Source organism: Streptomyces sp. NBC_00569, assembly GCF_036345255.1.
In the GTDB taxonomy this organism is placed as follows: Bacteria; Actinomycetota; Actinomycetes; order Streptomycetales; family Streptomycetaceae; genus Streptomyces.
In genome coordinates this window covers 8,150,347-8,173,063 of sequence record NZ_CP107783.1, presented here as the reverse complement: position 1 = coordinate 8,173,063, position 22,717 = coordinate 8,150,347, and the positions used below count along the sequence as shown (strand labels likewise).

Here is a 22,717-nt window from a genome sequence, read left to right as displayed (position 1 = left end):
GCGCAATGGGGTACTCGTGGTCGTATGGACGAGGACCGAACCGCAGGCGACGAGGACGCCCCACGCGACCCGGGCCCGCCGAGCGGAGGCCGGGACCGGCACGAGACGCCGCTGGAGCGCGCGGACCGGAACTTCGGCGAGCTGCTCCAGGAGCTGAGAGTCACCCAGACGGGCGTGCAGATCCTCTTCGCGTTCCTGCTGACGCTGGCGTTCACTGCGCGGTTCCCGTCGCTGGACACCGTGCAGCGCGCGACCTACATCGCGACGCTGCTGCTCGCGGTGCTCGCCGCCGCGCTGCTCACGGCGCCCGCGGCGCTGCACCGCGCGCTGTTCCGGCGCGGTGTCAAGCCGCAGATCGTGCAGATGTCCTCGCGGCTCGCCACCGCCGGCCTGAGCGTTCTGGCGCTCGCCCTGGCCGGGTCCGTGCTGCTCGTCGTGGACGTCACGGCGGGGCGGGCGGCGGGAATCGCGGCGGGAGCGGGCACGTTCGCGGTCTGCGCGGGCCTGTGGGGTGTGCTGCCGCGTCTGGCGCGGCGCTCGCTCACCCGGGCACAGGAAGAGGGGACGGGCACTCCGCCCCCGTAGCCGCGTTCATACCTGCCGGACTTCCTCCTGTTGGCCTTCGCCCCTGCCGACCCTCACACCTGCTGGACAGGGACCGTCCACGGCAGGGCGATCCATACGGTCTTGCCGCCTTCGGGGGTGGGCCTGACCGACAGGCTTCCGCCGCACTCGGCGGTCAGCCAGCGGATGATCACCATGCCGCGCCCGTTGTCCTGCTGGACGGCGGCCGGGAGCCGCTTCGGGTAGCGCGGGTGGCTGTCCGTGACGCCGATGCGCAGATGTTCGTCACGCTCCAGCTGCACGTCGACCGTGAAGACGGGCGACTGTCCGCGGGTGTGCATCACGGCGTTCGTGGCGAGTTCGGAGACGATGAGCCGGACCGTGTCGGCCGTTTCCGCGTCGCGCGGCATGCCCCATTCGGCGAGTACGTCGCCGACATAGGTGCGGGCCGAGGAGACCGAGGCGGGATCGCTCGGCAGAGTGACGGATGCTTCCTGGTGATCTGCCATGGCGACGTCGTCCCTTTTTTCGCCGGGGCCTGAATCCGACACATGGCGGATGACTCGAGGCGACCCCCGGACTGGTGCTTCGCGCCAGAGTGCCACTACCGCCCGGCCCGTGGAGCCGATCCCCCGAGATATGCATATATCTGTCGCTCGAAGCGGTGAACTCTGCCTCGGTGGACCGCATTTGGGCGTACACCGCCGACTTCCTCTACCGTCGCCTCAGAACACCGATCCGCCGGGCCGGAAGGAGCCGGGCCACAGGTCCGAGGAGACAGGATGAAACACGGTCCGGCGGTGCGCCGCCGCAGGCTCGGCGCGGAACTGCGCGCACTGCGTGCCCGCGCGGGGCTCACAAGTGGCGAGACGGCCCGGCTCGTCGGCTGGCACCAGTCGAAAGTGAGCCGTATCGAGACCGGGCGCAGCGGCGTGAAAGCGTCGGACGTGCGCCTTCTGCTCGACGCGTTCGAGGTCGCGGACCCCGGCCTACGGGATCTGCTGGTCGCGCTGACCGGGTCGGGGGACGACGGCGGCCAGCACTGGTGGCACGCCTACCGGGAGCTTCTGCCGCCCGCCTACCGGGACTTCATCAGCCTGGAGTCGCAGGCGTGCCGGGTCAGGACGGTCGAGACGTCCGTCGTGCCGGGCCTCCTCCAGACGCCCGACTACGCGCGTGCGGTGACCAGGGCCGCGCTCGGCGGGCTGCCGGACGGGCAGGTCGACGCCCTGGTCGAGGTGCGGATCGCCCGGCAGGACGTGCTGCGTTCCGCGTCCCCGCTCCGGCTCAGCGCGGTGCTCGACGAGGCGGTGCTGCGGCGCTCCGTGGGCGGTCCTCGGGTGATGGCGGAGCAGCTGCGTCAGCTGGCCGCCGTGGCGAAGCTTCCCCATGTGCGGCTTCAGGTATTGCCGTTCGCCGCGGGGGAGCATGTCGGACTGACCGGCCCTTTCGTTGTGTTCTCATTTCCGAACACTTCTGATCTCGACGTAGTAGTTCTCGACCATTTGACGAGTAGCCTCTACCTCGAGCGGAAAGAAGACCTCAAGGCGTACACGGACGCCTTCGAAACCCTTCGGATCCACGCACTTTCGCCCGGGGACTCGTTGGATTTCATCGCCGGGATCGCCGGAGCGCACCGCCCTCCGGACAGTGAACGCACGTAAGGAGGCACCATGTCAGCACTGCCTCGGTACGTACCATCCGCCGCGGTTCCCAGCACCTCTCTGCACGACGCGCCATGGCGGCGAAGCAGCCGAAGCACCGGAATGAACAACTGCGTCGAGACGGCTCCCCTGCACCGCGGCCCTGCGGCCGGACTCCTCGCCGTGCGCGACTCCAAGCGCACGGCCGGACCCGCCCTGCTGTTCTCGCCCTCCGCGTGGGAGGGGTTCCTCAACTCGTTGCGGTGAACGCCGAGTCGGGAGCGTTGCGGCTGATCACCCGTACGGCCTCGGCGATCTGATCGCCGGTCAGGTCGGCACGGGCGGTCAGCCGCAGCCGTGAGATGCCGTCCGGCACCGACGGGGGACGGAAGCAGCCGACGGCGAGGCCGGCTTCGCGGCAGTCCGCCGCCCAGCGCACCGCCTCCTCGGGGGACGGCGCGCGCACGGAGACGACGGCTGCGTCGGGCCGTACGGCCTGGAGGCCCTCGGCCGTGAGGAGTTCGTGCAGCGAAGAGGCCACGGTGCGGGCCCTTTCGGCCCGCTCGGGCTCACGGCGCAGCAGGCGCAGGGCCGCGAGCGCGGCGCCGGCCGCCGCGGGCGCGAGGCCCGTGTCGAAGATGAACGTCCGTGCGGTGTTGACGAGATGGTCGATCACCCGGGCCGGACCGAGAACGGCGCCGCCCTGGCTGCCGAACGACTTGGAGAGGGTGACGGTGACGACGGTGTCGTCGGCGCCCGAGAGCCCCGCCGCCTGCGGCGCGCCCCTGCCACCGTCGCCGAGCACACCGAGTCCGTGCGCGTCGTCGACGATCAGGCCTGCCGCGAACTCCCTTGCCACTCCCGCGAGTTCGGCCAATGGAGCGGCGTCGCCGTCCACCGAGAAGACGGAGTCCGAGACGACGACGGCCGGTCCCTGATGCGTGTCGAGTGCCTTGCGGACGGCGTCGGGGTCGGCGTGCGGGACGACCTGGGTCGCGCCGCGGGCGAGCCGGCAGCCGTCGATGAGGGAGGCGTGGTTGCTCGCGTCCGAGACGATCAGTGAGCCGTGCGGGGCGAGAGCGGTCACGGCGGCGAGGTTCGCGGCGTAGCCGGACGACAGGACGAGCGCCGCCTCGAAACCGCAGAACTCGGCCAGTTCGCGCTCGAGTTCGGCATGCAGCTCCGTGGTGCCCGTGACGAGCCGCGAGCCGGTGGCGCCGCCACCCCAGCGCAGCGCCGCGTCCGCCGCTCCTCCGGTGATCTCGGGGTGGCGCGTGAGGCCGAGGTAGTCGTTGCTCGCGAGATCGAGGAGGGGGTTCGACGACGGGCGGGGGCGCAACGTGCGGACGAGTCCGGCGCCGCGACGCACGCGCTCCTGCTCGTCGATCCAGCCGAACGGCGATCCCGCCATGTGAGTCCCTCCGCCCGGCCGTCGAGCGACCGGTTCTCGAGTGGGGTGTGCTGTCCCGTGCCCACTGCCGCTTTGTAGACAGTTTTGTAGGCAGTGCACAGACACTAGCGGGACATCCAGCCACCCAGGGTGTGGCAATACCCACACCTCGAACCGGCAGAGTTGTGCAAAGCCTCCTTGGCCTGAGCAGGGCACGTAGGTCAGGATCGGGCCATGGACCTGCTGAACACGCTGGTGGACAAGGGGCTGCGGCGCGAGCTGCCGAGCCGCGAAGAAGCGCTCGCCGTTCTGGCGACTTCCGACGACGAACTGCTCGATGTGGTGGCCGCGGCCGGCAAGGTGCGGCGGCAGTGGTTCGGGCGCCGGGTGAAACTCAACTATCTGGTGAACCTCAAGTCGGGCCTGTGCCCCGAGGACTGCTCGTACTGCTCGCAGCGGCTCGGGTCCAAGGCGGAGATCCTCAAGTACACGTGGCTCAAGCCCGACGAGGCGTCGAAGGCCGCGGCCGCCGGTGTCGCGGGCGGCGCGAAGCGGGTCTGCCTGGTGGCGTCCGGGCGCGGCCCGACGGACCGCGACGTCGACCGTGTCTCGGAGACCATCGGCGCGATCAAGGAGCAGAACGAGGGCGTCGAGGTGTGCGCCTGCCTCGGTCTGCTCTCCGAGGGCCAGGCCGAGCGGCTGCGCGGTGCCGGCGCCGACGCGTACAACCACAACCTCAACACCTCCGAGGGCACGTACGGCGACATCACGACGACGCACACCTACGCGGACCGTGTCGACACGGTGCAGAAGGCCCACGCGGCCGGTCTGTCCGCGTGCTCCGGGGTCATCGCGGGCATGGGCGAGAGCGACGAGGACCTGGTCGACGTCGTCTACTCGCTGCGCGAACTCGACCCGGACTCGGTGCCGGTCAACTTCCTGATCCCCTTCGAGGGCACCCCCCTCGCCAAGGAGTGGAACCTGACGCCGCAGCGCTGCCTGCGGATCCTCGCGATGGTCCGCTTCGTCTGCCCCGACGTCGAGGTGCGGATCGCGGGCGGCCGGGAGGTGCACCTGCGCTCGATGCAGCCGCTGGCGCTCCACCTCGCCAACTCCATCTTCCTCGGCGACTACCTGACGAGTGAGGGCCAGGCGGGCAAGGCGGACCTGGACATGATCACGGACGCCGGGTTCGAGGTCGAGGGCACCGACCAGGTGACGCTGCCCGAGCACCGGGGCGGGCCCTGTGGTTCCGACGCGGAAGCGGGCTGCGGTTCCGGCGCGCATGCCGCATGCGGTTCCGGCGCGGCTTCGGCCTGCGGTTCCGGTGAGGGCTGCGGCTCCCACGAAGAAGCCGCGGAGTCCCCGGTCGCCGAGGTCCCCGAGGCGCGCACGGACCTGGTCGCCGTACGCCGCCGGGGTGCCGGTACGGATCTCGCGCCCAATGCCTGAGCGGCCCGGGCCCGCGGTGTCGGGGCTGCCCGTGCCGGAGCTACTCGACCTCGACCGGCGGCACGTCTGGCATCCGTACGGTCCGATGCCGGGGCGGCAGGAGCCGCTGGTCGTCGAGTCGGCGGCCGGGGTTCGGCTGCGACTGGCCGGCGACGGCGGTGAGAACGGTCAGGGCGCCGAGCTGGTCGACGGGATGTCGTCGTGGTGGTCGGCGATCCACGGCTACAACCACCCCGTGCTCAACGAGGCGGTGCGCGACCAGCTCGGCCGGATGAGCCACGTCATGTTCGGCGGGCTCACGCACGAGCCCGCCGTCGGGCTCGCGAAGCGTCTTGTCGACATGTCGCCGGAGGGACTCGAGCATGTGTTCCTCGCCGACTCGGGCTCGGTGTCCGTCGAGGTCGCCATCAAGATGTGCCTCCAGCACTGGCGTTCCCTCGGGCGGCCGGAGAAGCGCCGCCTGCTGACGTGGCGCGGCGGCTATCACGGCGACACCTGGCAGCCGATGGCGGTCTGCGACCCCGAGGGCGGCATGCACGAACTGTGGTCGGGGGCCCTGCCGCGGCACGTGTTCGCCGACGCGCCGCCCACCGAGTACGAGCAGGCCTACGCGGATCATCTGCACGAGCTGATCGGGCGGCACGCCCATGAGCTGGCGGCCGTGATCGTGGAGCCCGTGGTGCAGGGCGCGGGCGGGATGCGGTTCCACTCCCCCGCGTATCTGCGGGTCCTGCGCGAGGCCTGCGACGCGCACGACGTGCTCCTCGTGTTCGACGAGATCGCCACGGGGTTCGGCCGGACCGGAGCGCTGTTCGCCGCGGAGCACGCGTCGGTGACGCCCGATGTGATGTGTGTCGGCAAGGCGCTGACCGGCGGCTACATGACGCTGGCGGCGACGCTGTGCACGGCGCGCGTGGCGGACGGGATCTCGCGGGGCGACGTGCCGGTGCTCGCGCACGGGCCCACGTTCATGGGGAACCCCCTCGCCGCCGCGGTGGCCTGCGCCTCGATCGACCTCCTGCTCGGGCAGGACTGGGCGACGGAGGTCAAGCGGATCGAGTCGGGGCTGCGGGACTCGCTCGGCGCCGCCTCGGAGCTGCCCGGGGTGCGCGATGTGCGCGTGCTCGGCGCGATCGGTGTCGTACAGCTGGACCACGAGATCGACATGGCGGCGGCCACGCGGGCGGCGGTGCGCGAGGGCGTGTGGCTGCGGCCGTTCCGCGACCTCGTGTACACGATGCCTCCGTACATCACGGGGGACGAGGATCTGGCACGGATCGGCCGCGCGGTGTGCGCGGCCGCTCGGGAGGGCTGAACAGCATGACGGTACTGGTGGTCACGGGGACCGGAACCGAGATCGGCAAGACGGTCACGACGGCGGCCGTGGCGGCCGCCGCGCTGGCCGCGGGGCGGTCGGTGGCCGTCCTGAAGCCGGCACAGACCGGGGTCGGGCCCGGTGAGCGCGGCGACGCGGACGAGGTGACGCGCCTGGTGGGCGGCGGGGTGACGGCCGTCGAACTGGCGCGGTACCCCGAGCCGTTGGCGCCCGCGACGGCCGCGCTGCGCGCCGGCCTCCCTCCGGTGCGCCCGCACGAGGTGGCCGAGGCGGCGGCGAAGCTGGCGACGGACCACGACCTCGTCCTGGTCGAGGGCGCGGGCGGCCTGCTCGTGCGGTTCGACGCGGACGGGGGCACGCTCGCGGACGCCGCCAGGCAGCTCGGAGCGCCGGTCCTCGTCGTCGCGGCGGCGGGGCTCGGCACGCTCAACTCGACGGCCCTGACGACGGAGGCCCTGCGCGCCCGGGACCTGACGCCGCTCGGCGTGGTCGTCGGCAGCTGGCCGGAGCACCCCGACCTCGCGGCCCGCTGCAATCTCGCGGACTTCCCCGAGGTCTCGGGGACGAAGCTCCTCGGAGCGATCCCGGAGGGGGCCGGTGCACGCCCCGACTTCCGTGAATCCGCGCCGAGTTGGCTGGCCCCGGAGCTGGCGGGCACCTGGGACGCGGCGGCGTTCGCCGCGAGCGCGTACCCCCGGTGAGCGCCTGGGGCGAAAGGCCCTAGCGCCTCACAGGCTCCATCTGCGCAGTTCCTCCGCGATGTCGTGCACGGTCGCCCCGCCGTCCTTGACCAGGCGGGCCAGTTCCCTGACCTGGTCGGGCGACGTGGCGACCTTCAGACCGCTCGCGACGAGATAGGCGTACGCGACGGCCGACGCGAACATCGCGTTCGAGCGTTCGAGGGCGGGGACGTGGAGGAGCAGCTGGAGCAGTGCGGCGGCCCGCGCCTGTGGGCTGTCGTACACGGCGGTCCCGAATATCTCCGCCTCGTGCCGGCTGACGGCGGCGATGAGCGCGCCCCAGTCGGTCACCTGGGGGTCTCCGGGGGTCTTCTGCTCGGCGATCATGAGAAGCCAGGCCAGGTCGATCCGCACGTTCTTCGATTCGCTCAAGGGCTCAGCGTCGGCCTTCGCGCTCCGCGCCGAATTCCTCGGCGAACACGGACTCGTACTGCTTCATGAAGTCGGCGGCCGCCTCGACGAACGTCCGGCCGAGCTCGCCCGCGTCCTGTCTGACCAGCTCCTCGATGTACCGGTTCACACTCACGCCGCGTGCCAGCGCACGCTCACGCGCGGCTCGGGCGGTGTCCTCGTCCACCCGTACGTTCAGCTGAGTCTTCGCCATGACTTCACGCTAGCGCCGACGTGCTAGCACCCGCAAGGAGATGCCGAATGTGCCCCTTACACGCGTATCGGGACCCCGACCTCGGAGGGATACCGCGCGTGTGACGCACCCCACTACTCTCGTACGCGACACGGGAGTCGGTACGGCCAGGACGACGGCGAGACCCAGGAGGCGGCCTTGTCCACAGCGGCAGCAGAACAGCCCCACGGCCTGGCGGAGGCGGGCGACGTCGCCGCGCGCGCCCGGGGCCTGACCAAGGCGTACGGGTCAGGTGAGACCGCCGTCCTCGCGCTCGACTCGGTCGACGTGGACATCGCGCGCGGCCGGTTCACGGCGGTCATGGGCCCCTCGGGGTCGGGCAAGTCCACGCTGATGCACTGCCTGGCCGGTCTCGACTCGGTCTCCGCGGGCCAGGTGTGGCTCGGGGACACCGAGATCACGGGCCTGCGCGACAAGGAGCTGACGCGGCTGCGGCGCGACCGGATCGGCTTCATGTTCCAGTCCTTCAACCTCATTCCGACGCTGAACGCGGCGGAGAACATCACGCTGCCGATGGACATCGCGGGCCGCACCCCGGACGCGGAGTGGCTGAAGCAGGTCATCGACACGCTGGGCCTCGGCGACCGGCTCGGACACCGTCCCGCGCAGCTCTCCGGAGGCCAGCAGCAGCGGGTGGCCTGCGCGCGGGCGCTCGCCTCGCGACCGGAACTGATCTTCGCGGACGAGCCGACCGGGAACCTGGACTCGCGTGCGGGCCTCGAGGTCCTCGGGTTCCTGCGCGAGGCCGTGGACGACCTCAGGCAGACCGTCGTGATGGTGACGCACGACCCCGGCGCCGCGGGCCACTCCGACCTGGTGCTCTTCCTCGGCGACGGCCGTCTCGTCGACGAGATGCCGCGGCCCACGGCGGAGGCGGTCCTGGAACGGATGCGTCTGTTCACCGGGGGCAACCCCCACAACTCCCAGCCGTAGAGGGGCCGCTGTGCTGAAGGCGACGCTCAGGAGTTTCCTCGCGCACAAGGGCCGACTGGTCCTGTCGGGGCTTGCCATCGTCCTCTCGGTGGCGTTCGTGGCGGGCAGTCTGGTCTTCTCGGACACGGTCACCCGCACCTTCGACCGGCTCTTCGCGTCCACGTCCGCCGACGTGCAGGTGAATCCGAAGCAGGACTCCCTCGGCGAGACGGTGCCGACCGGGGCGGTCCGGACCGTCCCCGCCCGGCTCGCCCGGCAGATCAGGTCCGTCGACGGCGTCGCCGCGGCCAGGATCGACGCCGCCGCCGAGAACATCACCGTCGTGGACGACGCGAACAACTCGGTCGGCCCGACCAGCGGCGCCCCCACCATCGCCACCAACTGGTACGTGACGGACCGCAGTCCGGTCCGCCTGACCTCGGGCCATGCCCCGCGCGGCAGTGGCGAGGCGCTGCTCGACGCGGACACCGCCGACAAGAAGCACATCCGCATCGGCGACTCCCTCACCGTCCTCGCTCAACCGGGCTCCTTCACCGTCCGGATCGTCGGCATCGCGACCTTCCGCACCACCAACCCCGGCGCCGCGCTCGTCTTCCTGGACACGGCGACGGCACAGACGAAGCTGCTCGGCGGGACGGACCGCGCGACGAGCATCTCCGTGGACGCGGCGCCCGGGGTGAGCGACGCCGCGCTGAAGCGGCGGATCGCCCGGCAGCTCGGTTCCGGCTACGACCTGAAGACCGCAAGCGAGCAGGCCACGTCGGACGCGGCGGACCTCGGCCCGTTCCTCGACGTGATCAAGTACGTGATGCTGGGCTTCGCCGGGATCGCGGTCCTGGTCGGGATCTTCCTGATCGTGAACACGTTCTCGATGCTGATCGCGCAGCGCACCCGCGAGCTGGGACTGCTGCGCGCGCTCGGCGCCGACCGGCGGCAGGTGCGCCGCTCCGTCCTGACGGAGGCGGTGCTGCTCGGCCTGGTGGGCTCGGTGCTCGGCCTCGCGGCGGGCATCGGGCTGGCGCTCGGCCTCATCCGGCTCATGAGCGCGTTCGGGATGAACCTGAAGTCGACCGAGATGGTGATCGGCTGGGGGACACCCGTCGCCGCGTTCGCGGTCGGCGTCGGAGTCACGTTCGTGGCCGCGTATCTGCCGTCGCGGCGTGCGTCCCGGGTCTCCCCCATGGCGGCGCTCGCGGACGCCGAGATCGCGGGTGCGGGGCGGCCGCTGCGGGTGCGCGCGGTGGCGGGAGCGGTGGTCGGCGTGGCGGGGGTCGCCGCTCTCGCGGGTTGTGCCGCGGCCACGAAAACGGCGAGCGCCTCGCTGCTCCTGATGGTCGGCGTCGTCCTGACGCTGCTGGCCACGGTGATCGCGGGCCCCTTGCTCGTACGTCCCGTGATCCGCGTCCTGGGCGGCGCGTTCCCCGCCGTGTTCGGCTCGGTGGGGCGACTGAGCCAGCGCAACGCTCTGCGCAACCCACGGCGCACCGGGGCCACCGCGGCCGCGCTGATGGTCGGGCTCGCCCTGGTGGCGGGCATGTCCGTGGCCAGCGCGTCGATGAGCAAGTCGTTCGACGAGCAAATCGACAAGACCCTGGGTGCCGACTTCACCGTCCAGAATGCCAACTTCGCGCCCTTCCCCGAAGAGGTCACCGACAAGATCCGCGCCACGGAAGGTGCCGGGCTCGTCGTGCGACAGCGGTTCGTGCCGCTCGCGGTGCGGCTGCCGGACGGCAAGCGCGTGAAGACGACGGCCGCGGGTTACGAGGCACAGCTGGACGACGTCGCGCACATCACGTACTCCCAGGGCGACTCGGCGGCCGCGCTCGCGCCCGGGAAGGTCGCGATGGACGCGGAGTTCGCCAAGGAGCACCACGCGCGCGTGGGCACGGTGGTGCCCGTGGACCTGCCCGGCGGACGCTCGGACCGGCTCACCGTCGCTGCCCTCACCGACCAGGGCGGGGGCGACGGATTCGGCATGTCCGGCGGCCTGTTCATGGGGATGGGGACGCTGGAGAAGTTCCTGCCCGACGGCCAGGACTCGGCGGTGTACGTGAACGCCTCCCCCGGCACGGGCGCGGACGTGCTCCGCGCCCGTCTGGAGAAGGCCCTCGATCCGTACCCCCAGGTACAGGTCCGCGACCTGGCCGACTACAAGAAGCTCGTGCACGACCAGATCGCGGTGCTGCTGTACCTCGTGTACGCGCTGGTCGGGCTCGCGATCGTCATCGCCGTCCTGGGCGTCGTCAACACCCTTGCCCTGTCGGTCGTCGAGCGGACTCGGGAGATCGGCCTGCTCCGCGCCATCGGGCTCTCCCGGCGCCAGTTGCGGAGGATGATCCGCCTGGAGTCCGTGGTGATCGCCGTGTTCGGCGCGGTGCTCGGGCTCACGCTCGGAGTCGTGTGGGGGCTCGCCATCCACGAGGTGCTCGCCCTCCAGGGCATGAAGGCGCTCGCCGTCCCGTGGGGGACGATCGTCGCGGTCGTGGTGGGCTCGGTCGTCGTGGGGCTCGCGGCGGCGCTCCTTCCGGCGCTGCGCGCCTCGCGCATGAACGTGCTGGCGGCCATCGCCCACGAATGATGTACTCGCCGCGCGGGCTCCCGGCCGTCCTGCTCCCGCTCCGCCGGGTCCAACTCGCCCGAGACTGAGGAGAGTTCATGAGTCGCGCGTTCCGCTTCGGCGTCAACATGGTCACCCCCGCGTCCGGCGACGAGTGGCGCAAGCGCTGTCGCAGGGCCGAGGAGCTCGACTACGACGTGATCCTCGTCGCCGACCACCTGGGCATGCCCTCACCGTTCCCCTCCCTGGTCGCCGCCGCCGAGGCGACCGAGCGCCCGCGTGTCGGCACGTTCGTCCTCAACGCCGGCTTCTGGAACCCGGTGCTCCTCGCCCGCGAGGTGGCGACCACGGACGCGCTCACCGGCGGCAGGCTCGAACTCGGCCTGGGCGCGGGCTACGTACAGGCGGAGCACGAGGCGGCCGGGCTTCCCTGGGGATCGCCCGGTGAGCGCGTGGACCATCTGCGGCGCGTCGTGGAGGAGCTGGACCGGCTGCTCGGGTCGGACGAGCATCAGCCTCGGCCCGAGCAGCACCCCCGCCCGCCGCTCCTGATCGGCGGCAACGGCGACCGGATGCTGAAACTGACCGCGGAGCACGCACAGATCGCGGCGTTCACCGGAGCGCGCTCCGTCCCCGGCGACACGAACGGGAAGCTCCAGCTCCTCACCCCGCAGGAGCTGGACCGGAGCGTGGCCACGTACCACCGCTTCGCGGCGGGCCGCGCGGAGCCCGCCGAACTCAATCTGCTGATCCAGATGGTCACGGTGACCGATGACCGGCGGGCGGCGGTCCGGCCGATCCTCGACCGCATCCGGCCCTTCACGGAGGACGAGGCGCTGGACCTGCCGCTGCTGCTCGTCGGCACGGTCCGTGAGATCGCGGACCAGGTGCGCGCGCAGCGCGACCGCTACGGGTTCACGTACGTCACGGTCCTGGAGCCGTACATGGAGGCGTTCGGTCCGGTCATCGAGGAGCTGCGGAAGGCCTGAGCCGGGGCTCTGTCCGCATCCTGAAAACAGTGCGCGGGCCCGGTCGCCCGGTGATGGAATCGGCCCCATGAGTGATCTTCGTATACGGGCCGCGACGCCCGACGATCTCGATGCCGCCCTCGCCTTCTGGAAGCTGGCCGCCGAGGGCACGAGCATCAGCGACGACCGCGCGGGTGTGGAGCGGCTCGTCGCCCGCGACCCCGAGTCGCTGCTGCTCGCCGAGCGCGACGGGGAACTGCTGGGGACCGTCATCGCCGGCTTCGACGGGTGGCGCTGCCATCTGTACCGGCTCGCGGTGCGTCCGGACGCGCGGCGGCAGGGCGTGGGGTCGGCGCTGCTCGCGGCCGCGGAGGAGCGGTTCGTGCGGCTCGGTGGGCGGCGGGGCGACGCGATGGTCCTGGACCGCAACGAGCGCGCGCAGCACGCGTGGCGTGCCGCGGGTTATGCGCCGGAACCGCAGTGGTCGCGCTGGGTCAAGCACCTCACGGACTGACCCCGCACGGGCCGGGCGGCGGCGCTCCGGCTCCACGGGGCTTTGCCGATCCTTTACCATGGGTGCTCCACTTGTCCCGTCTTCCCTCTTGAAAGGTGTGAGCGTCCGCCCATGGGCGAGCCTCCCAGTACCCGGCGCCTGCGACATCGCGCGATACCCACCGCCCTGCCCGATCATGGGACGGAGGTGACCCGATGACCGAAGTGCTCCTGCTCGCCGTGGCGGTGCTGCTCTCGCTGGCCTGCGGTGCGTTCGTCGCTGCCGAGTTCTCCCTCACCACGGTCGAGCGTTCCGGCCTCGAGCGCGCCGTCGAGCGCGGTGAGCGGGGCGCCGCCGGCGCCCTCAAGGCCGTACGGAACCTGACCTTCCAGCTCTCCGGCGCCCAGCTCGGCATCACCGTGACCAATCTGGTCGTCGGCATGCTCGCCCAGCCGTCCGTCGCCAAGCTGATCACGGGGCCCCTGGAGAGTCTCGGGCTCTCCCGCTCCACCGCCTCCTCGGCCGCACTGGTCATCGGCACGGCCCTGTCGACCGTCTTCCTGATGGTCGTCGGCGAGCTCGTCCCCAAGAACTGGGCGATCTCGTCGCCGCTGGCCGTCGCCAAGAACGTCGCGACGCCCCAGCGCCTGTTCAGCGCCGCGTTCCGCCCCTTCATCACGCACCTGAACAACACCGCGAACCGGGCGGTGCGCCGCTTCGGCATCGAGCCCGCCGAGGAGCTGGCCTCCGCGCGCGGACCGCAGGAGCTGGTGGCACTGGCCCGCCACTCCGCGAAGGAAGGCGCCCTCGAGGCGGACACCGCCGAGCTGTTCATGCGCACCCTGAACCTCGCGGACCTCACCGCGGAGAACGTGATGACGCCGCGCGTCCAGGTCGTGGCGCTCGACACGCAGGCCACCTGCGAGGACGTGGCGAACGCGACCCGGGCCACGGGCCTGTCCCGCTTCCCCGTCTACCGCGGCAGCCTCGACTCGGTCGTCGGCGTCGCGCACATCAAGGACGTCCTCGCCGTGCCGGCCGAACTCCGGGGCCGCCGTTCCGTCTCCGATCTGATGCGCGAGCCGCTCCTCGTACCCGAGACCCTGACCGTCGACCGGCTCCTCGACCGGCTCTCCGGGAAGCGCACGATGGCCGTCGTCATCGACGAGTACGGCGGCACCGCGGGCGTCGCGACCCTGGAGGACATCGTCGAGGAGGTCGTCGGCGAGGTGCGGGACGAGCACGATCCGCACGAGACGCCGGACCTCGCGCCGGCCGGCGCGGACGACGAGGGCCGCGCCCTCTACTCCGCCGACGGCGCCGCCCGCACCGACCAGCTCCAGCGGGTCGGCCTGCGCGTCCCCCACGGCCCCTACGAGACCCTCGCCGGCCTGGTCGCCGCCGAGCTCGGCCGGATCCCGGCCGTCGGCGACAGCGTCGGGGTGGCCGGATGGCGGCTCGACGTCGTGGACGCCGCGGGCCACCGCGCGGCCCGCGTCCTGATGCACGCGCCGCTCACCGAGCGGTCCGAAGACGCCCCGGAGGGGGACCGATGACCGCGATCCAGCTTCTGATCGGCCTGGCGACGCTGGTGGTCAACGCCTTCTTCGTGGGCGCCGAGTTCGCCCTGATCTCCGTACGCCGCAGCCAGATCGAACCGCACGCGGACGAGGGCGACCGGCGGGCGAAGAGCGTCCTGTGGGGCCTGAAGCACGTGTCGGCCCTGCTGGCCGCGGCGCAGCTCGGCATCACGCTGTGCACCCTGGTGCTCGGCATCGTCGCCGAACCCGCCATCGCCCATCTCCTGGAGCCGGTGTTCGACGCGGTCGGCGTGCCCCACGGGCTGATCCACCCGATCTCGTTCGTGATCGCGCTGACGGTGGCCACGTATCTGCACATGCTCCTCGGCGAGATGATCCCGAAGAACGTCGCGCTCGCCGAGCCGGTGCGCAGCGCCCTGCTCCTCGGGCCGCCGCTGGTGACCTTGGCGAGGGCGCTGCGTCCCGTGATCTTCATGATCAACGCCTTCGCGAACGGGCTGCTCAAGCTGTTGCGCGTCGACGTCAAGGACGAGGTGTCCGCGACGTTCTCCGACGACGAGCTGGCCCGACTCGTCAAGGACTCGGGCGACGCGGGCCTCATCGACGACCGCGCCCAGGAGCGCCTGCGCGACGCACTCGAACTGGGCCGCCGCCCGGTCAGGGACGTCGTCCTGCCGCTGGAGCGGGTGGTCTACGCGCATGTGGGCGTCACCCCGGAACAGCTGGAGCAACTGTCGGCCCGGTCGGGGTTCTCGCGCTTCCCCGTGGTCGACGACAACCGCCGCATCGTCGGCTATCTGCATGTGAAGGACGCCCTGGACGCGTCGCCGCGCGATCTGCCGTTCCGGATTCCGGACATGCGCCCGATCGCGCGCGTCCGCGAGACGACGCCGCTCGACGACGTCCTCTCGGCGATGCGCGGCAGCCGCACGCACGTGGCGGCGGTCCTCGGCGCCGACGGGCGGCTCGCCGGTCTGGTGACGATGGAGGACGTCCTGCGGGAGCTGTTCGGACAGCCGGTGTGATCTCGGCGCCGTGTGCCCGACGTCGGGCACACGGCGCCGAGTCGGCCGTCCCGGGGCCCGGGTTACCATCGCTTCCGCCATGCAGAAAAATGCCGACCACACCAGTTACAGCAGCCTCGTCACGATCGGTGACTCGTTCACCGAGGGCATGTCCGACCTGCTGCCCGACGGCTCCTACCGCGGCTGGGCCGATGTACTGGCCGGCCGGATGGCGGCCCGCACCCCCGGGTTCCGCTACGCGAACCTCGCCGTGCGCGGCAAGCTCATCGGCCAGATCGTCGACGAGCAGGTGGACGTCGCCGCCGCGATGGGCGCCGATGTCATCACGCTGGTGGGCGGGCTCAACGACACCCTGCGCCCCAAGGTCGACATGGGCCGGGTGCGCGGGCTCCTCGAAGAGGCCGTCGAAAAGCTCGCGCCGGCCTGCGAGCAGCTCGTCCTGATGCGCAGCCCCGGCCGCAACGGGCCTGTGATGGAGCGCTTCCGGCCGCGCATGGAGGAGCTGTTCGCCTGCATCGACGACCTCGCGGCGCGGCACGGCGCGGTGGTCGTGGACCTGTACGGGCCGCCCGCCCTCGGTGACCCCCGCATGTGGGACGTGGACCGGCTGCATCTGACGGCGGAGGGGCACCGCCGGGTCGCCGAGGCCGTCTGGCAGGCGCTCGGCCACGAGCCCGAGGGCGACTGGCAGGCCGTGCTCCCGCCGACCGCGCCGCCGGGATGGGGCACGCGCCGCGTCGCCGACGTCCGCTTCGCCAAGCAGCACCTGGTGCCGTGGATCGGCCGCCGTCTGACGGGCCGCTCCTCCGGCGACGGCCGCCCGGCGAAGCGCCCCGAGCTGCTGCCGTACGAGGCTCCGCGCGGCTGACCTGCCGTGACGGGGGCGGCGCGCGCCGGGTGCCCCGCCCTCGTAGCTTCCGACGAAGGGGACCCTGGCGCTGGCCTGCACGAATCGCCAGTAGAATCCGTACACGTGACTGCTGCGCCTGCAAAGCCCCGTATCCCGAATGTTCTCGCCGGACGCTACGCCTCCGCCGAGCTCGCCACTCTCTGGTCCCCCGAGCAGAAGGTGAAGCTGGAGCGTCAGCTCTGGCTCGCCGTGCTGCGCGCGCAGAAGGACCTCGGGATCGAGGTGCCGGACGCCGCTCTCGCCGACTACGAGCGCGTGCTCGACCAGGTCGACCTGGCCTCCATCGCCGAGCGCGAGAAGGTCACGCGCCACGACGTGAAGGCCCGCATCGAGGAGTTCAACGCCCTCGCCGGCCACGAGCAGGTCCACAAGGGCATGACGTCCCGCGACCTCACGGAGAACGTCGAGCAGCTCCAGATCCGCCTCTCCCTCGAGCTGGTCCGCGACCGCGCCGTCGCCGTCCTCGCGCGCCTCGGCAAGCTGGCCGGCGAGTACGGCGAGCTGGTGATCGCGGGCCGCTCGCACAACGTCGCGGCGCAGGCCACGACCCTCGGCAAGCGCTTCGCGACCGCCACCGACGAGCTGCTCGTCGCGTACGCCCGGGTCGAGGAGCTGCTCGCCCGCTACCCGCTGCGCGGCATCAAGGGCCCCGTCGGCACCGCGCAGGACATGCTGGACCTGCTCGGCGGCGACGCGGCGAAGCTCGACGAGCTGGAGCAGCGCATCGCGGGCCACCTGGGCTTCTCGCAGGCGTTCACCTCGGTCGGCCAGGTCTACCCGCGCTCCCTCGACTACGAGGTCGTCACCGCGCTCGTACAGCTCGCGGCCGCGCCGTCCTCGACCGCCAAGACGATCCGTCTGATGGCCGGGCACGAGCTCGTCACCGAGGGCTTCAAGCCGGGCCAGGTCGGCTCGTCCGCGATGCCGCACAAGATGAACACCCGCTCCTGCGAGCGCGTCAACGGCCTCATGGTCATCCTGCGCGGCTACGCGTCGATGACCGGGGAGCTGGCGGGCGACCAGTGGAACGAGGGCGACGTCTCCTGCTCCGTGGTGCGCCGCGTCGCGCTGCCGGACGCGTTCTTCGCGCTCGACGGTCTTCTGGAGACGTTCCTGACCGTGCTCGACGAGTTCGGCGCGTTCCCGGCCGTCGTCGCCCGCGAGCTGGACCGCTACCTGCCGTTCCTCGCCACGACGAAGGTCCTGATGGCGTCGGTGCGGGCGGGCGTCGGCCGCGAGGAGGCCCACGAGGCCATCAAGGAGAACGCCGTCGCGTCGGCCCTCGCCATGCGCGAGCAGGGCGCCGAGCGCAACGAGCTGCTCGACAAGCTCGCCGCGGACTCCCGCATCCCGCTGGACCGTGCCGGGCTCGACGAGCTGATGGCCGACAAGCTGTCGTTCACGGGTGCGGCCAGCGACCAGGTCGCCACCGTCGTCGCGCGCGTCGAGGAGATCGTCAAGCAGCACCCGGAGGCCGCCGGCTACACGCCCGGAGCGATCCTCTGACCCGGCTGACCCCCGCGGACCTGGAGGCCGCTCGCGACCGCATCGTTCCCGATGTGGTCGCGAGCGGCCTCTCCGTGCTTTTCTGCGGGATCAACCCGGGCCTGATGACAGCGGCGACCGGCCACCACTTCGCGCGCCCCGGCAACCGTTTCTGGCCGGTGCTCCACCTGTCCGGGTTCACGCCCCGCCTTCTGGCCCCCGCCGAGCAGGAGGAACTCCTGTCGTACGGGCTCGGGATCACGAACGTGGTCGCGCGGGCCACGGCGCGGGCGGACGAGCTGAGCGCGCAGGAGTACCGCGACGGCGGCCGCCTGCTCACCGCCAAGGTGGAGCGGCTGCGGCCGCGCTGGCTCGCGGTCGTGGGCGTGACGGCCTACCGGTCGGCCTTCGGGGAGCCGAAGGCGAGGATCGGCCCGCAGGACCGGATGATCGGCGGGACCCGGGTGTGGGCGCTGCCCAACCCCAGTGGCCTGAACGCGCATTGGACGGCGGCGGCGATGGCCGAGGAGTACGGGCGGCTGCGCGCCGCCGCCTCGGAGGACGACGGCGTGGGGCTCCCCGGCTGACGCGGCGCGTGGTGGGTCGGGGCTTGCGTCACGGCATTCGTCAGGGCTTGCGGGCCACGACACCGAACTGGGCGACGAGCGGCCCCCCGTCGGCACCGTCCGTCCGCCAGCGCGCGCAGGAGACGAGGCCCGGCTCCAGGATGTCGAGTCCGTCGAGGAAGCCCTCGATCTCGGCCCGGCTCCGTGCGGTGATCGGCGGCGTCGCGTTCTCGTTCCAGAAGCGCATCGCCGCCTCGTTCCCCTCGCCGCCCAGTTCCAGCGTGGGGTGCGTGAGCACGAGGTGGCTGCCGGAGGGGACCGCGTCCAGGAGGTGGCGCACGATGGACGTGGCCTCGGCGGTGTCGAGGATGAAGTTCAGGATGCCGAGCATCATGACGGCGACCGGCCGGCCGAGGTCGAGGGTGCCGGACGCGGCGCGCAGGATGGCCGCGGGGTCGCGCGCGTCCGCGTCCACATAGCTGGTGGCGCCCTCGTCCGTGCTGGTGAGGAGCACGCGGGCGTGCGTGAGCACGATCGGGTCGTTGTCGACGTAGACGACGCGGGAGTCGGGGGCGATGCGCTGGGCGACCTCGTGGGTGTTCTCGGCGGTGGGCAGGCCCGTGCCGATGTCGAGGTACTGGCGGATGCCTGCCTGGCCGGCGAGGAGGGTCACCGCGCGGCCGAGGAACGCCCGGTCGGCGCGAGCCACTTCGCCGATGCTGGGGTACATGGAGGTGACCTGGTCCCCGACCTGCTGGTCCACCTCGTAGTGGTCCTTGCCGCCGAGCCAGTAGTTCCACACGCGGGCGTTGTGCGCGATGTGGTTCGCGGTCCGCTCCCCCGGCTCCTGCCCGCTCTGCTCGCTCACGTGCTCTCCCTCACCTCGGTCGTGCCATGATCCGATGCCAAGATCCCATGGTGGCACGGCAGTTCCCGCATGCCGGGTCCAGGCGCGTCATCAGGGCGGGTCCACGTCCGTGACGGCGGCGACGAGCCGGAACGGCAGGTCCTCGGCGCCGAGCGGGATGCCCAGTACGATCCACCGCCCGTCGGCCTGCCACACCTGAACGTCCGGCACGTACGCGCTGAGCGCGGCCCAGGGCTCCGGTATGTCCTCGCCGCCCTCGACCGCGCGCAGGCTGACGCTCCACAGGCTGAACCACTGCGGCTTCCCCCAGCGCTCGGTGAGCACCGAGGAGAGCCCGTCCCGGTCGGCGATCCACTGGTCCTGAGCGGCGCCCTCGGGGGCCGCCTCCTGGAGCGCGTCGCAGGTCGCCAACTCCGCGATGTGGTAACCCGGTCCGCCGGAGCCCGCGTCCGACCTGCCGTGCTCCGCGGGGAACTCACGGGAGCGCAGCAGGTCGATCGTCGCGAGATGCTGTGCGGTGCTCATGGCGTCCAGTAAAGCGGCCACCACTGACATTTGGCGGGGCGTCCGGCGGTTACGAGCCCCTGCCCTCACGCGTCCCTGCGGCGCAGCGCCCACCAGCCGGCGAGGAGCGCGGCCGCCGCCCACCCGGCGGTGACGGCGAGTCCCGACCACGGCCCGAGCGTCCCGACCGGGTCCTGGTGCAGGACCTGTTGTCCGGCGTGGTCGGGCAGGAAGTCGGCGACGGAGGCGGCCATGTCGCCCACGACGAAGGACACGATCAGGATGAACGGGATGAGCAGGCTCAGGACGGCGACCGCGCTGCGCAGGACGACGGTGAGACCGGCCGCGAACAGGGCCATCAGCGCGAGGTAGAGGCCGCCTCCGACGCAGGCGCGCAGCGCGCCCGGATCGCCGAGCCCGAGGGCGTAGGACCCCATGAACACCTGCCCGGACAGGAAGGTGACGAACGAGGTGAGCTGGCCCGCGATGACGGCGAGGGCGCCGACAACCGTCATCTTCGCGGCGTAGAGGAGGTTCCTGTCGGGGACCGCGGCGAGGGAGACGCGCAGGGCGCCGTTGAGGTACTCCGAGGACACGGCCGTCGTGCCGAAGGCGATGGCCGCGATCTGGCCGAAGTTGAGCGCGTAGAAGGCTCCGAAGAGGAGGTCGGCGCCTTCGTTGTCGGCCTCGGCCTGCCCGACCGCGGCGGAGGCCAGGATGTTGATGGTGACGGTCGTGACGAAAATGGCGACGAGCGAGCCGGCGCTGGCACGCACCGACCTCACCTTGATCCATTCGGAACGCAGCACGGCGGTGGTCGACATCGTCAGGCCTCCTGGAGGGGGGTCGCGGCGGACGCGAACTCGGTGGCGCCCGCGGTGAGGGCGAGATAGGCCTCCTCCAAGGAGGCGGATTCGTCGGCGAGTTCGAGGACGGGGATGCCGCCGGTGGCGGCGAGCGCGCCGATCTCCTCCGCGCGTGCCCCGGCGACGGTCCAGCGGCCGTCGCCGGTTGCCACGGCTTCGAGACCCTTGCGGCGAAGTGCGGCACGCAGGCTCGCGGGGTCGGTGGTGCGGACGCGGACGCGCCGTTCGCTGTGCGCGTCGATGAAGTCCCGCATCGGGGTGTCGGCGAGGAGCCTTCCCCGGCCCAGGACGACGAGATGGTCGGCGAAGGTGGCGGTCTCGTTCATGAGGTGGCTGGAGACGAGGACCGTGCGTCCCTCGCGGGCGAGGCTCCGCATCAGTTCGCGGATCCAGATGATGCCTTCGGGGTCGAGGCCGTTGGACGGCTCGTCGAGCATCACGACCTGCGGGTCTCCGAGGAGTGCGGCGGCGATGCCGAGTCGCTGGCGCATGCCCAGCGAGAACGTCTTGATCCGGCGTCCGGCGACGGCCGCGATGCCGGCGAGTTCCAGGACCTCGTCGACCCTGCGTACCGGGATGCGGTGGGAGGCGGCGAGGACGCGGAGGTGGTCGCGGGCGGTACGGGAGCCGTGGGCTGCCTGGGCGTCGAGGAGGGCGCCGACCTCGCGCAGGGGTTCGCCGAGCGTCGCGTAGGGGCGGCCACCGAGTGTGGCGGTGCCCGACGTGGGCCGGTCGAGCCCGAGGACGAGGCGCATGGTGGTGGACTTCCCGGCGCCGTTCGGGCCGAGGAATCCGGTGACCCGGCCGGGCCCGACGGTGAACGTCAGGCGGTCCACCGCGCGGGTCGTGCCGTACTCCTTGGTGAGCTCTTGGACGTCGATGCTGGTCATGGCTCCAGCCTTCCGGCCGCGCCCCCGCCGGGTCCTCCCCCGGGCGTGGAGAGCGTCTCCCCCATGAGGGGGAGCCGTCCGCACCCGCACCGCTGGCACGATGGCGGCATGTCCCGCCTCCTCGCGCCGCTGACCCGCGCGGTCACGTACACCCGCTGGCTGCACCTCCTCGTCGGCGCGATCATCGCCCTCGTGTGCGGGGCCGTGTACCCGGGGCTCACCCGGCCGGGGTACGCGCAGTGGGTCCTGATGCTGTTGATTCCGGTCCCGCTCCTCCTGGCGGCGGCCGTGATCCCCGTGGTGCGCAGGGCCGAGGGTCTTCAGGCCCGCCTGATGCTGTTTCCCGGTGCCCACGCGCGCGTGGACGGCGGTTCGGGTCCACGGGAGGCGGGGGTGTCCGTGGCGCCGTCGGCGTCGTGGCGCGACCGGGGCAGGACCGCGGTGTGGCTGGTGCTGCGTCTGTGGGCAGGCTGCGCGGTCGCGTTCGTGACCGGCCAGCTCATGGCTCTCGCCCTGGAACTGGTGGACGCCGCGTCGGGCGGCCCCGTCGAGGCCGAGTCCCTCATCCCCGTACCGGGGCACGGCTGGGCGTACGCGCTGCTCGTGCCGGTGCCGCCGCTGGTGCTGCTGGGACTGGTCGCGCTCGCCGGGCGCCTGATGGCCTCGGCCGCCCTCGGTCTGCTCGGGCCGTCGGCGGCCGAGCGCCTGGCCGCCCTGGAGGAGCGCACCGAGCAGCTGCTCGAACGCAATCGCATCGCCCGCGAACTCCACGACTCCATCGGGCACGCGCTGACCGTCGCCGTCGTGCAGGCCGGCGCGGCGCGGGCGGCCGCCGATCCGGCCTTCACCGACCGCGCCCTGGACGCCATCGAGGAGACGGGCAGGGCGGCCCTCGAGGACCTGGAGCGCGTTCTGTTGGTGCTGCGCGAGTCGGGGCAGCCCGCGAGCCGCCGGCCGACGCTCACGGAGGCGGACCGCCTGCTGGACTCGGCGCGCGCCTCGGGCGCCGAGGTCGACGTGGAGGTGCTCGGCGCGCTGGACACGGTGCCCGGTCCCGTCTCCAGAGAGGGTTACCGCATCCTCCAGGAGGCGCTGACCAACGTGCTGCGCCACTCGGGGACCGTCCCGATCCGGGTCGCCGTCACGGTCGACGACGCCCGCCTGTGGCTCGATGTACGCAATCCGCTTCCCGCGGGCGCACCGGTGAACGGCCGAGGCAGCGGTGGCAGCGGCAGCGGTCTGCGGGGCATCCGGGAGAGGGCGGCGCTCCTCGGCGGCCGGGCGCGGACGGGGCCCGACGAGGGGCAGTGGCGGGTGCACGTCGAACTGCCGCTCGGCTGATC

General features: G+C 72.1%; 24 protein-coding genes. 16 read left to right on the top strand and 8 right to left on the bottom strand.

The annotated features are described in order from the left end of the window. Positions 1-24 precede the first annotated feature (24 nt). On the top strand, positions 25-585 hold the full coding sequence (locus OHO83_RS36830) for a DUF6328 family protein (RefSeq protein ID WP_329436223.1): 561 nt from the start codon (positions 25-27) through the stop codon (positions 583-585). Between the two features lie 53 nt (positions 586-638). Here OHO83_RS36830 and OHO83_RS36825 read toward each other — a convergent pair whose 3' ends face one another. Further along, entirely contained in the window at positions 639-1,073 is a 435-nt protein-coding gene (locus OHO83_RS36825) for an ATP-binding protein (protein WP_266668015.1), read from the bottom strand. 273 nt (positions 1,074-1,346) lie between these two features. On the opposite strand from OHO83_RS36825, the gene OHO83_RS36820 reads away from it, so the two are divergent. Both OHO83_RS36820 and OHO83_RS36815 read left to right on the top strand, forming a co-directional pair. After that, positions 1,347-2,228: a helix-turn-helix domain-containing protein gene (locus tag OHO83_RS36820; RefSeq protein ID WP_330280354.1), complete on the top strand. Its 882-nt coding sequence runs from the start codon at positions 1,347-1,349 to the stop codon at positions 2,226-2,228. Between the two features lie 9 nt (positions 2,229-2,237). Beyond that, positions 2,238-2,474: a DUF397 domain-containing protein gene (locus OHO83_RS36815; RefSeq protein WP_266668019.1), complete on the top strand. Its 237-nt coding sequence runs from the start codon at positions 2,238-2,240 to the stop codon at positions 2,472-2,474. On the opposite strand, the gene OHO83_RS36810 is transcribed toward OHO83_RS36815, so the two are convergent. Continuing rightward, positions 2,458-3,618 (bottom strand): 8-amino-7-oxononanoate synthase, encoded by a 1,161-nt coding sequence (locus tag OHO83_RS36810; protein ID WP_330280353.1) that lies wholly within the window; start codon positions 3,616-3,618, stop codon positions 2,458-2,460. The genes OHO83_RS36815 and OHO83_RS36810 overlap by 17 nt on opposite strands. Before the next feature lie 213 nt (positions 3,619-3,831). Between OHO83_RS36810 and bioB the strand changes: the two genes are divergently transcribed. From bioB to bioD, 3 genes are read left to right on the top strand one after another with little or no spacing between them, the layout of a single operon-like run. Further along, a complete protein-coding gene (gene bioB, locus OHO83_RS36805; protein WP_330280352.1) occupies positions 3,832-5,049 on the top strand; it encodes a biotin synthase BioB in 1,218 nt (405 codons plus the stop codon). Further along, on the top strand, positions 5,042-6,364 hold the full coding sequence (locus tag OHO83_RS36800; RefSeq protein ID WP_330280351.1) for an adenosylmethionine--8-amino-7-oxononanoate transaminase: 1,323 nt from the start codon (positions 5,042-5,044) through the stop codon (positions 6,362-6,364). Before bioB ends, OHO83_RS36800 begins: the two co-directional genes overlap by 8 nt. 5 nt (positions 6,365-6,369) lie before the next feature. After that, a complete protein-coding gene (gene bioD / locus OHO83_RS36795; protein WP_266668027.1) occupies positions 6,370-7,086 on the top strand; it encodes a dethiobiotin synthase in 717 nt (238 codons plus the stop codon). Positions 7,087-7,113: 27 nt separating this feature from the next. Here the strand turns inward: bioD and OHO83_RS36790 are convergent, their stop codons facing one another. After that, positions 7,114-7,452 carry a fic family toxin-antitoxin system, toxin component gene (locus OHO83_RS36790; RefSeq protein ID WP_266676176.1) on the bottom strand — a complete coding sequence of 113 codons (339 nt, stop codon included), beginning with the start codon at positions 7,450-7,452 and terminating at the stop codon, positions 7,114-7,116. Positions 7,453-7,501: 49 nt separating this feature from the next. Further along, positions 7,502-7,729 (bottom strand): toxin-antitoxin system HicB family antitoxin, encoded by a 228-nt coding sequence (locus OHO83_RS36785; RefSeq protein ID WP_100597555.1) that lies wholly within the window; start codon positions 7,727-7,729, stop codon positions 7,502-7,504. Between the two features lie 177 nt (positions 7,730-7,906). On the opposite strand from OHO83_RS36785, the gene OHO83_RS36780 reads away from it, so the two are divergent. The 9 genes from OHO83_RS36780 (at position 7,907) to mug (ending at position 18,267) form a co-directional block, all read left to right on the top strand. After that, on the top strand, positions 7,907-8,701 hold the full coding sequence (locus OHO83_RS36780; RefSeq protein WP_330280350.1) for an ABC transporter ATP-binding protein: 795 nt from the start codon (positions 7,907-7,909) through the stop codon (positions 8,699-8,701). Positions 8,702-8,711: 10 nt separating this feature from the next. Continuing rightward, positions 8,712-11,279 carry an ABC transporter permease gene (locus tag OHO83_RS36775; RefSeq protein WP_330280349.1) on the top strand — a complete coding sequence of 856 codons (2,568 nt, stop codon included), beginning with the start codon at positions 8,712-8,714 and terminating at the stop codon, positions 11,277-11,279. Positions 11,280-11,356: 77 nt separating this feature from the next. Continuing rightward, positions 11,357-12,247, top strand: coding sequence for an LLM class F420-dependent oxidoreductase (locus OHO83_RS36770; protein ID WP_330280348.1), 891 nt, complete (start codon positions 11,357-11,359; stop codon positions 12,245-12,247). A gap of 67 nt (positions 12,248-12,314) precedes the next feature. Beyond that, positions 12,315-12,740: a GNAT family N-acetyltransferase gene (locus OHO83_RS36765; protein ID WP_266668035.1), complete on the top strand. Its 426-nt coding sequence runs from the start codon at positions 12,315-12,317 to the stop codon at positions 12,738-12,740. A 194-nt stretch (positions 12,741-12,934) separates the two neighbouring features. Beyond that, positions 12,935-14,275, top strand: coding sequence for a hemolysin family protein (locus OHO83_RS36760; RefSeq protein ID WP_266668037.1), 1,341 nt, complete (start codon positions 12,935-12,937; stop codon positions 14,273-14,275). Then, positions 14,272-15,285, top strand: coding sequence for a hemolysin family protein (locus OHO83_RS36755; RefSeq protein WP_266668039.1), 1,014 nt, complete (start codon positions 14,272-14,274; stop codon positions 15,283-15,285). The genes OHO83_RS36760 and OHO83_RS36755 overlap by 4 nt, the downstream gene beginning before the upstream one ends. 79 nt (positions 15,286-15,364) lie before the next feature. After that, complete coding sequence (locus tag OHO83_RS36750; RefSeq protein WP_329436212.1) at positions 15,365-16,153, top strand: SGNH/GDSL hydrolase family protein; 789 nt, start codon at positions 15,365-15,367, stop codon at positions 16,151-16,153. 105 nt (positions 16,154-16,258) lie between these two features. Then, complete coding sequence (purB, locus tag OHO83_RS36745) at positions 16,259-17,701, top strand: adenylosuccinate lyase (protein WP_266668043.1); 1,443 nt, start codon at positions 16,259-16,261, stop codon at positions 17,699-17,701. After that, positions 17,698-18,267: a G/U mismatch-specific DNA glycosylase gene (mug, locus tag OHO83_RS36740; protein WP_266676178.1), complete on the top strand. Its 570-nt coding sequence runs from the start codon at positions 17,698-17,700 to the stop codon at positions 18,265-18,267. Before purB ends, mug begins: the two co-directional genes overlap by 4 nt. A 40-nt stretch (positions 18,268-18,307) precedes the next feature. Here the strand turns inward: mug and OHO83_RS36735 are convergent, their stop codons facing one another. From OHO83_RS36735 to OHO83_RS36720, 4 genes are all read right to left on the bottom strand, one after another. Then, positions 18,308-19,114, bottom strand: coding sequence for an SAM-dependent methyltransferase (locus tag OHO83_RS36735; protein WP_329436210.1), 807 nt, complete (start codon positions 19,112-19,114; stop codon positions 18,308-18,310). A gap of 90 nt (positions 19,115-19,204) precedes the next feature. After that, on the bottom strand, positions 19,205-19,639 hold the full coding sequence (locus OHO83_RS36730) for a hypothetical protein (RefSeq protein ID WP_266668047.1): 435 nt from the start codon (positions 19,637-19,639) through the stop codon (positions 19,205-19,207). Positions 19,640-19,704: 65 nt separating this feature from the next. Then, a complete protein-coding gene (locus OHO83_RS36725; protein ID WP_266668049.1) occupies positions 19,705-20,442 on the bottom strand; it encodes an ABC transporter permease in 738 nt (245 codons plus the stop codon). Between the two features lie 2 nt (positions 20,443-20,444). Beyond that, entirely contained in the window at positions 20,445-21,374 is a 930-nt protein-coding gene (locus OHO83_RS36720) for an ATP-binding cassette domain-containing protein (protein ID WP_266668051.1), read from the bottom strand. 108 nt (positions 21,375-21,482) lie between these two features. Here OHO83_RS36720 and OHO83_RS36715 point away from each other — a divergent pair, with 108 nt between their 5' ends. After that, entirely contained in the window at positions 21,483-22,715 is a 1,233-nt protein-coding gene (locus OHO83_RS36715; protein ID WP_330280347.1) for a sensor histidine kinase, read from the top strand. Positions 22,716-22,717 lie beyond the last annotated feature (2 nt).